Below are 6,869 nucleotides of genomic sequence, written 5' to 3' on the forward strand. Positions count from 1 at the left end.
GGGGATAGACAATGGGAGATGTGGAGCTGGTTTTAAAGAATTATCGGCTCAGAGTGAAAGTGAGGGTTAAGGGAGAGGATACAATTGTTGATACAGAGATAAGGAAAGTCAGGGCGGGTAAAAACGTAATGAAGAAAGGCAGGATGTATCAGTTGAGATTCGGTGGGGTAGAGGTTGAAATGGGTGAGGATTTGACAAGAGATATTGTTGAGCTTCTGCTGTATATGTTGGATGAGGCAGACGTGCAGAAGATGATGGAAGAGTACTGCGAGAGGAGGCTCAAGTGGATCTGAATGAAGTTCTCGGAGCACGCAATTGACCGGATGAGAAGGAGAAAGGTCGGAGAGGCAGAGGTAAGAGAAGTATTGAATGATCCAGATGACGTATTTTTGGATGTGCATACAGGTTATTTCGTGGCTGTTCGGAAAAAAGACGGTAAGTGGTTGATAGTCGTGTTTGACAGGGAAGAAGTCGTTACTGTAGTTGTGACCTCTAAGTTTAAAATAGTTGAAAACAGAGTGAAGAGTGGGAGGTGGATAAAGGTATGAAGGTGAGATATGACGCTGATTCGGACATCCTCTACATCTCGATAAAGGATGAAGATGTTGAAGATATGGATGAGCTTGGCGAGGACATCTTTGTCGAGTACAACAAGGATGGGGAGATCATAGGTATTGAAATCTGGCAGGCTCGCAAGTACGTGATTCCGGAGATTTTGAAGTTCATTAAGGCGGCGAAGATGGTAGGATAATGGTTTCGGTGGAGTTTGACCCGAAGGTTAATACCATGTACATCAGGCTGAAAGATGGTAAAGTGGCGGAATCGGAGCCGCTGGCTGTAATGTAGTCGTCGATATCGACGAGAAGTTGTTGGTATAGAGGTTCTGCTTCCAAAATTGACGAGAGACTTATATTGAAAGGTTTATATAGGAAAATACTACATTTTTACTATGAGCCTAAATTACAGACAATACTTCGAGAGTGGTGGAAAAGGAGAATTTTTTGCCAAAGTAAGTGAGTTGAATGGCTTAGAGTCTCCACTGTATGGGCTAAGCGCTGAAGCTCTCTCAATGAGGCAGTTCAGGGAGTACATTGATACCTACGCGAAATATTTCGAGATTAACACATTTCCAGTTGCGAGAGTATTTAGTTACAAGAAAGGAGTGCCGATAGACATCGTTAATTTTGAAAGAGAAGTAGCATCCAAAGTTTCTAAACTCAAAAGGCAACCAGCAGAATTTAGAGTGCTTTATCTATTCGATTTCTTTGGAGACGTTTTGTACCACAGGGATAGCGCTCTAGATATTGTCGTAAGGAATACTTACGGCAGAAAACCGAACGATACATTTATTGCGATTCGGATTTTGTCTGAAGATAACATAGACTTTCTGGTAGATTTCATCAAAATGAAAAATGGCGAGTACGGCATTTATTTGAACGATAAACTTATCCCAGTTCTCGCGTTTGATCTTGTAGCAGAAAACTACAACTCTCCGGATAAGCTAGCAGAGTTTGTTATGAGACTTCTAGATGTACTCCAAGTCCCTTCAGTTGCTTTTGATTTGTTTTCGGTTTCGAAGCGCACCAGGATCAGCGTTGGAGTTCACCCAATTAGTATGCCAGTTCCACCAAGGTACCAGTTCAGATACCTCATAAAAGAGACTGTGGATATTCTATGTCGGAGAGAAGTGGATATACCAATTGGGGCATTTCACGTGAGAAAGAATATTCCATTGATAGAGGAAGTTGAAATCAATGGCGCAACGGCTCACGGGTTGCCGCTTTACGGTATAGATTACATGTTCTATGGCAGTATAAATCCGAACTATGTGCCTGATGCACCAATTATTCGGAGCCCTAAAAGGAAGTGGATGTATGTTGATAAAGAAGAGGACGCAGAAATGTGGGTTTATAAGAGAGTTCCGCAAAAATCAAAGGAGTCTGAAGGTTTAAGAAATAAAATGGAAAATCTACAAAAGGAACACAAATACGTCAAAAAAGGAGAGCTTAAAGACGTAATTTTTGCAATTGAAGGGCTAAAGTTAGTGCTGTAACGTTAAAAAGAGAACAGCTTGAATATTTTCCTCTTTTCTTTCTTCCGCTTAATTGGGTATTTCAGGTACACCTCCCGGATGAGCGCAGAAAGCGGGATTTTGTTATATTTGGACTTAGTCTCTTGGACAATGTCGAGGACCCAGTTTGGTGGATTCAACTCGTCAGAAAGCTTTGCGAGACGTTTTTTACCTTCCTCTGAAATCCAGTAAACATTTTCGAGATATCCTCCAAAATCAGTAATAGGAATGTAATCAATTCTATGTCCAATTAATCCCTCTTTGATCATTCTTTCGACATCTTCAACAAATTCATCACTGTATGGGCCGTAGTGGTGAGAGTAAAAGCTGTAAACAGATAACTCCGCGTCTTTACTTTTTAGGATCTCATTGATAATGTGCATCAGCTTTACGAACCGAGTTTTGCCCCGGATAGGCTCGCAGTTATTAGAATTTAACAACCACAAGATGAAGAGTTGTTTTAATTTTTGTTTCTCGTTTTCGGGCAATTGAGTCACCTCCTGCGGTATTCGAGCAGTATATTTCGAACTTCGGTTATATTACCTTTACGTAACGAGTCTGATATTTTGTTGACTGTTTTGTTATAATAAAAGTACCTATAAAGATTGTACAACAACACAAGAGTGATGATAACTGACACCAGAAGCAGGGTTTGGAAATAGCTGGGATAAAAGGTTGCTGATAGAAGTGCAAGGAGAATGAAGAAAACACCACTTATGAATAATTTCAGAGTAGATAAAGGAAGATCTGAAACGTCGGCTTGGAGAGTATGGAGGGACGAGATTGACTCTGCAATTTGGAAAAATTCGTCTCTATCAGTATCGTCAAAGGTCACGTTAAGAATTTTCTGGAGGGCGTAAGCGTCTTGATCCTGAAAACGCAATGAAGACTCATCCTCTGCGATCTTGGTGAACATACTATGAACAAATTTTTCTTTTGAAAGAAAGTCAGCAAATACTTTCTCAGCGGGGACTCCGTCTTCCCTGAATTTTAGAATCAGACTGCGTAAAGTTTTGAAATAAGTATTGATAGAAATTTTGAGGATAGCAGAATCCAGGACTGCAGAGATGGAATCAACGATGCTGTTAAATCTCTCTTCAAGGTTTGTACTTAGTCTATAGACGAATCCAGATAGCGATACAAAGATAGTTGCTAGAATCCCGAGAGCAGTGAGATCAACCAAAGTTACTACCCTCCCTTGTCTTTAAAAATTCTACATATATCTTGGCGAGCCTGATAGCGTCGCCGAGGAGAGAGCTAGCATCTTCTGGCGCAGGGTAGCGGTCAATCCTATGGGAGACGAAATTTCTTGCAAGTCTTGCTGCACGGAGTATAATTGCATGGAGATCTCTGTCGTCTTTGCCAATTATACCGGCTTCTATCAAGGTCTCCACTTTCTTGCGATCTTTATTTTCGATGTCTTTTCCTTCAGGTGGGATTTGTTGAAGTATCCACGCAACAACGCGGGCAGAAATCAATCCCGAGGCAATATAATGTCCATGTTCCATTTCTTTAATCGCCTCACTCAGATTTTTGTAAACGTCGTAATCTAAAGATTCAATACTCATTACTTCTCCTTTCCAGCCCTCCAGTTGGTTGACGAGTTCTTGTGGAATTTTGGTCTGAGTCAAAAGCGCTTCTATACCTTCATACGCACCGTAACAACCCGTCAATAGCGTTGTTAAAATGCTGATTGCGTCATCAATGCGAACACTGTAAACTCTATGACCGATTTCAGGCGCATCAGGGAGCGATCTATAGAGCTCATGATATCCAAGAACCGAGAGTTCAGACTTTGCGTGGTTGTACGAACGGATTAGGTTGTTAATTAGAGTGACTTTTCTGGTATAATAAGACTCTGACTCAGATTTAAGATCCCCCACCAGTTCAGAAGTATGTTCAGCAAGGGTTGCGAACTGAGCTTGGAGAGACCTCAAAACCGCTATTTTAGCACTATCTTCATTCATCCCAACCTCCCTCCAAAAACTCCTCATCCGACTCCGGCTGATAATGCCACTTTTCAAATTCTTCCTGCATTTCTTCGATGAGCTTGACAATTTTCTCGCCAAGAGGAGAGAGTTTGTAGGCTTTTGAGCCTGTTGGGGTATCATGGATTATAGTTATCTCAATGATTCCGAGATTTAGGAGTTCTCTTATCCGGTAACTTACAGCTCTCTTGTCTTTAACGGCATTTTCGAGAATACCCCAGCGTTTTGGAGAATCCTTCAGTTGGACGAGTATATCATAAGTACCTTTTCTTCCTAAAACTTCGAGTAGTTCTCGGAAACTCGGTTTCACATAAATAAGTCTGTTTTCAGAGTAATAATAAAAATACCTTCATTAAAACAACACAGTTGCGATAACGAAACATTTATTTAGTTGTAGTTTCGAAATATAGTTGTGGTGATGAAACAATGAAAGTGTGGGTAGAAGTCCCGGAGTTCTGGGATGAACTGCTTGAAAAGGCTGCGAGGATGGAAGGCTGGAGCAAAAGGACGGACTATCTAAGAGAACTCATCAAAAACGACCTGAAAGCCAAGGTTTGCTCGGCGTGCGAAATGGAGAGGAGAAAGAGGCTGTTGTGGTGGAGGGACAATAATGTTACAGCCGGTCGTAAACTCTTTCTCGCTTATCGATCTTCAGAACGCGGATCTCATTACCCCTAACAACATAGATAACTCTGAAGTCACCAATACGGATGCGATAGGTATTCTCTCTATCTTTAATCTTCTTGTAGGGCAGAGCAAAAGGGTTGTCAGAGAGCAGTTTGAGCTTTTCCGCGATTCTGCTTCTCGTAGTCACGTCGAGTCTGTCAAGAAACTTCCTCGCCTGCCGGCTGAGAAAAATCTCGTATCTCATTCAAGCAGAAACTTCTCTCCTTTCTCCATCTCAGTCTCGATCTCATCGAGTTCCCTGAGCTCCTCCTCGCTGAGCTCCTCGAAGCCCATGAAGTTGTCAAGCTTGCTGTTGAGAATTTCGAGCTGCTTCTCGATTCTTTGCAGATGCTCAATGATGACATTTTCCTGCATATTTGATAATCTGCTAACAGAAGTTGATAAAGGTTACCTCTTCGGGTATTCCTCAATCTCCTCCAGCTTTTCCAAGACAAAGCGGCCGAAGTCTGTCAAGACGTATGCTTTGGAGCCTTTTGGAGAGTCTTTCAGCAGAACGGGTTCAACCAGACCGAGTTCGATAAACTCATTCATGCGGTTTGTAAGCGACTTGTTATCCCCTCTGGCAACTTCTCGCAGTTCAGACCATCTTCTTGGTGACTTAAGCGACTTCAAGAGTTCCAAACCCTTAGCTTTAGCTATGGATTCCAAGATGTCTCTCAGTTGCACCTTCTGGTTATTCATTGCACCTATAGGAGAAGTAAACCTTCAAAAGTTTTTGGAGAAATATAGAACTGTTAGTATGTTCTTTGCACTAAATAGATACATTTGGAAACCTTTAAATATTAGGTGCAATTTAGAAACTTTTAGAGGTAAAAGTCTATTCGAGGTGGGAATGTGAAAGTTTGTTCAGATGTGCCCGAAATGTGGGATGATGCGAATCATCTTTCTGAATATTTCTCAATCTCCTCCAGCTTTTCCAAGACAAAGCGACCGAAATCTGTGAGAACGTATGCTTTGGAGCCTTTTGGAGAATCATCAAGGAGAATCGGCTTTACGAGACCGAGCTTAATGAATTCATCGATTCTCCGACTTACGGAGTTCTTGTCACCTTTTGCAATTCTTTCAAGCTCTATCCAAGTCTTTGGCTCCTTAAGTGAGCGAAACAAAACCAGACCTTTTGCTTTACCGAGCGATGCAAGTACGTTCTTTAAGTTTGACATTAAATCCTCTGTTCGAGTAAAGATACATTTGTTTTGGGTTGAGAATTGTGATTATGTAATAGAATACAAACATAGTTCCATATTAGAAACATTTAAATACATGTGTATGAAATTAGATACAAAGTTTGGAGGTTAGAACATGAAAGTTTGTTCAGATGTGCCCGAAATGTGGGATGGGCTGATAAAGAGAGCGATGAAAATAGAGGGCTGGGACACTGTTTCAGCATATATTCGAGAATTGATCAGAGAAGACCTGAAGAGAAAAGGACTGCTCGGAGTAAAGCCAGAGAATGGAGAGAAAGAGGCTGTTTTTGAGGAGGGTTAGAGATGCTACAGCCGATCGTAAACCCTGCTTCGCTTGTCAATTTTAAAAACAACAACGATCTTCCCATCATCGTCGACGGTGTAGAGAATTCTATAATCGCCGACTCTAACTCTGTATGCATCTCTGTCTCTGAGTTTAACGGCTTTTACAGAATACGGATTGACAAGCTCGGAGAGTTTGGCTTTAATTCTCTCAACGTCCTTTTTGGGAAGCTTTCTGAGGAACTTTATAACGCTCGGATGAAGAAAAACGTTGTAGCTCATTCTCTCAGCGCTTCATCAAGTTTTTCGAGAGGCACAAAATCGGAGAGCTCTCCTTTCCTGATCTTCTCCTTAACCTCCTTGAGCAGCTCCTCCTCTTCCGGTGTCAGCGTTGAATCTATTAGCTCCTCTATGGATTCCTCCATTCGTTCGATCCTCCTCTTGATTTCTCTGAGTTCATTGAGAAGGTCAACAAGCGAAACTGATTCCTGCATATTTGATAATCTGCTAACAGAAGTTGATAAAGGTTACCTCTTCTGGTATTCCTCAATCTCCTCCAGCTTTTCCAAGACAAAGCGACCGAAGTCTGTGAGAGTGTATCTCTTCTTTTTCCTACCAGTTTTTGGATCTGGGATCAGAACTTCATCAACCAATTTC

The 6,869-nt window shown here is 41.6% G+C and carries 16 protein-coding genes; 6 read left to right on the forward strand and 10 right to left on the reverse strand.

Translation table 11 applies throughout. From position 1 onward, the window contains the following. Window positions 1–11 precede the first annotated feature (11 nt). From BP688_RS06045 to BP688_RS06065, 5 genes are all read left to right on the forward strand, one after another. Window positions 12–293 (forward strand): hypothetical protein, encoded by a 282-nt coding sequence (locus tag BP688_RS06045; RefSeq protein WP_290624562.1) that lies wholly within the window; start codon window positions 12–14, stop codon window positions 291–293. Then, window positions 294–548: a DUF4258 domain-containing protein gene (locus BP688_RS06050; protein WP_290624564.1), complete on the forward strand. Its 255-nt coding sequence runs from the start codon at window positions 294–296 to the stop codon at window positions 546–548. Continuing rightward, complete coding sequence (locus BP688_RS06055; RefSeq protein ID WP_290596653.1) at window positions 545–751, forward strand: DUF2283 domain-containing protein; 207 nt, start codon at window positions 545–547, stop codon at window positions 749–751. The genes BP688_RS06050 and BP688_RS06055 overlap by 4 nt, the downstream gene beginning before the upstream one ends. Beyond that, entirely contained in the window at window positions 751–846 is a 96-nt protein-coding gene (locus BP688_RS06060; protein ID WP_290596654.1) for a DUF2283 domain-containing protein, read from the forward strand. Before BP688_RS06055 ends, BP688_RS06060 begins: the two co-directional genes overlap by 1 nt. A 103-nt stretch (window positions 847–949) precedes the next feature. Beyond that, window positions 950–2,053, forward strand: coding sequence for a hypothetical protein (locus BP688_RS06065; RefSeq protein WP_290596655.1), 1,104 nt, complete (start codon window positions 950–952; stop codon window positions 2,051–2,053). 2 nt (window positions 2,054–2,055) lie between these two features. Here the strand turns inward: BP688_RS06065 and BP688_RS06070 are convergent, their stop codons facing one another. The 8 genes from BP688_RS06070 to BP688_RS06105 form a co-directional block, all read right to left on the reverse strand. Then, a complete protein-coding gene (locus tag BP688_RS06070) occupies window positions 2,056–2,559 on the reverse strand; it encodes a hypothetical protein (protein WP_290596656.1) in 504 nt (167 codons plus the stop codon). A 5-nt stretch (window positions 2,560–2,564) separates the two neighbouring features. Next, window positions 2,565–3,254, reverse strand: coding sequence for a hypothetical protein (locus tag BP688_RS06075; protein WP_290596657.1), 690 nt, complete (start codon window positions 3,252–3,254; stop codon window positions 2,565–2,567). Beyond that, on the reverse strand, window positions 3,247–4,038 hold the full coding sequence (locus tag BP688_RS06080; RefSeq protein WP_290596658.1) for a hypothetical protein: 792 nt from the start codon (window positions 4,036–4,038) through the stop codon (window positions 3,247–3,249). Before BP688_RS06080 ends, BP688_RS06075 begins: the two co-directional genes overlap by 8 nt. Further along, complete coding sequence (locus BP688_RS06085) at window positions 4,031–4,369, reverse strand: winged helix-turn-helix transcriptional regulator (protein ID WP_290596659.1); 339 nt, start codon at window positions 4,367–4,369, stop codon at window positions 4,031–4,033. Before BP688_RS06085 ends, BP688_RS06080 begins: the two co-directional genes overlap by 8 nt. Window positions 4,370–4,672: 303 nt before the next feature. Then, window positions 4,673–4,930: a type II toxin-antitoxin system RelE family toxin gene (locus tag BP688_RS06090; protein ID WP_290596660.1), complete on the reverse strand. Its 258-nt coding sequence runs from the start codon at window positions 4,928–4,930 to the stop codon at window positions 4,673–4,675. Beyond that, window positions 4,927–5,100 carry a hypothetical protein gene (locus BP688_RS06095; RefSeq protein WP_290596661.1) on the reverse strand — a complete coding sequence of 58 codons (174 nt, stop codon included), beginning with the start codon at window positions 5,098–5,100 and terminating at the stop codon, window positions 4,927–4,929. The genes BP688_RS06090 and BP688_RS06095 overlap by 4 nt, the downstream gene beginning before the upstream one ends. Before the next feature lie 33 nt (window positions 5,101–5,133). Next, a complete protein-coding gene (locus BP688_RS06100; RefSeq protein WP_290596662.1) occupies window positions 5,134–5,427 on the reverse strand; it encodes a winged helix-turn-helix transcriptional regulator in 294 nt (97 codons plus the stop codon). A 197-nt stretch (window positions 5,428–5,624) separates the two neighbouring features. Next, on the reverse strand, window positions 5,625–5,906 hold the full coding sequence (locus tag BP688_RS06105; RefSeq protein ID WP_290596663.1) for a hypothetical protein: 282 nt from the start codon (window positions 5,904–5,906) through the stop codon (window positions 5,625–5,627). A 139-nt stretch (window positions 5,907–6,045) separates the two neighbouring features. Here BP688_RS06105 and BP688_RS06110 point away from each other — a divergent pair, with 139 nt between their 5' ends. Then, complete coding sequence (locus BP688_RS06110) at window positions 6,046–6,231, forward strand: hypothetical protein (RefSeq protein ID WP_290596664.1); 186 nt, start codon at window positions 6,046–6,048, stop codon at window positions 6,229–6,231. Between the two features lie 5 nt (window positions 6,232–6,236). On the opposite strand, the gene BP688_RS06115 is transcribed toward BP688_RS06110, so the two are convergent. Together BP688_RS06115 and BP688_RS06120 are read right to left on the reverse strand one after the other, a co-directional pair. Then, the gene (locus BP688_RS06115; RefSeq protein ID WP_290596665.1) at window positions 6,237–6,494 is read right to left on the reverse strand and encodes a type II toxin-antitoxin system RelE family toxin; all 258 of its coding nucleotides are present in this window, start codon (window positions 6,492–6,494) and stop codon (window positions 6,237–6,239) included. Further along, a complete protein-coding gene (locus BP688_RS06120; protein ID WP_290624566.1) occupies window positions 6,491–6,706 on the reverse strand; it encodes a hypothetical protein in 216 nt (71 codons plus the stop codon). Before BP688_RS06120 ends, BP688_RS06115 begins: the two co-directional genes overlap by 4 nt. Between the last annotated feature and the right edge of the window lie 163 nt (window positions 6,707–6,869).

This window comes from Archaeoglobus sp. UBA230 (genome assembly GCA_002507545.1).
Taxonomy (GTDB): domain Archaea; phylum Halobacteriota; class Archaeoglobi; order Archaeoglobales; family Archaeoglobaceae; genus Archaeoglobus.